The sequence below is a fragment of the Sphingomonas sp. IW22 genome (assembly GCF_041321155.1).
In the GTDB taxonomy this organism is placed as follows: Bacteria; Pseudomonadota; Alphaproteobacteria; order Sphingomonadales; family Sphingomonadaceae; genus Sphingomonas.
In genome coordinates, this window is the sequence record NZ_JBGGWB010000019.1 from 742 (window position 1) to 2,118 (window position 1,377).

General features: G+C 39.9%; 1 protein-coding gene and 1 rRNA gene. Both read left to right on the plus strand.

The genetic code is table 11. The features are described from left to right. Positions 1-207, plus strand: a 207-nt coding sequence (locus ACAX61_RS19460) for a hypothetical protein (protein ID WP_370716195.1), incomplete at its 5' end; no start/stop codon positions are given. An 848-nt stretch (positions 208-1,055) separates the two neighbouring features. Continuing rightward, positions 1,056-1,174 (plus strand): 5S ribosomal RNA (gene rrf, locus ACAX61_RS19465). Positions 1,175-1,377 lie beyond the last annotated feature (203 nt).

The following is a 1,377-nucleotide window of genomic DNA, read 5'->3' on the forward strand; positions in this document are numbered from 1 at the left end:
TTAAAAACCATCACCCCAAGAAAGCTCAAGGGTACGTATATTACTTTAATTAACTTACCAATCAATCAATCCATTCAATTAATTTCATTATATGCATGGGAACTCGAAAGAACCCCACTACCAAAAATTATGCGCCCGAGCCACCCCTATTTGGGGCAGTCGCAAAGGTCAACGACACCGGTGTGCAATGGGGCCGCCTCGCCCTGAAGCTTGTCAATAGTGAACGACAACGCCCTGCGCCAGGTAAGTATGAAGGGTTGAAATCAATATGTTCCATACCATTCATTTTTCCGTTATTAGGGCATCAAAATGACTATTTATCGACTTTGACGCGTTCAGTGTCGCTGAAAAACGACTGATTTACCACTACCATTGCAAGAGTGATTCCATCAATAAACTTACTTGGTGTTAGATGCCGGGTGTTCATGATTGCTCGGCTCTCAGGATAAGGCCTGCTCATTGCACAAGGAACAGGCTGCCTCCTGCGCTTATCCAAATCGGATGAGTCGAACACGTAATTTTTGCTAGTGGGGAGTATTTTAACTCCTTTAATAATGAAATGAAAACCAAAACCTCTAATAAGACAAAGTTTGATGAAAAGAAACTCTAACGAAAAATCAGGTTTTTTCCACATTTCCAATTCAAATTTCACATGGCACACTTTGTTATCCAATCGTCTCTTGTTGGTATGTAACCAATCAACGAGTACGTTCAGTGTATGTTGTCGGAGTGTAAATAGCTGTTTTATCGTCGCCCGTGCTTTTTCCCAACGTTTTTCTGTAAGAACTCACTTCTCAGTTTCTTTATCCAGTCTCTTTTTACATTTCTGTTCATTTTCAATGGTATTTTCTCCCTTGAATTGAAACCATGACAACGCGAAATAACTGCACTCCGAAAAAGTCTCTTTATTCGTTTTATTGAAACGAAAACAAGTCTTTACCCAACAATCGTTGTTGTTTGGACATTTTCCAAATTAAATTTCCAAAAAAAATTCCAACAATTTCATCATTTTCAACATTTTCATCATTTTCAACATTTTACACACGCTTGTAATTGTCAACGGCCACACTATGGTGGTTATATCGGAACTCGTCTGATCTCCGCAATCAAGCGCCGTAAGGCTGCGATAGTACTTATATGGGTGACCGATTGGGAATACGCAGTGCTGTTGACTTTTTGTTGTTGATTTCGATTGACCGAAAACGACATTTTCAAAGAACGACGAGAATGAAATGAAATGATGAAACCCATTCCAATCAATCAATCAATCCATTCAATTAATTTCATTATATGCATGGGAACTCGAAAGAACCCCACTACCAAAAATTATGCGCCCGAGCCACCCCTATTTGGGGCAGTCGCAAAGGTCAACGACAC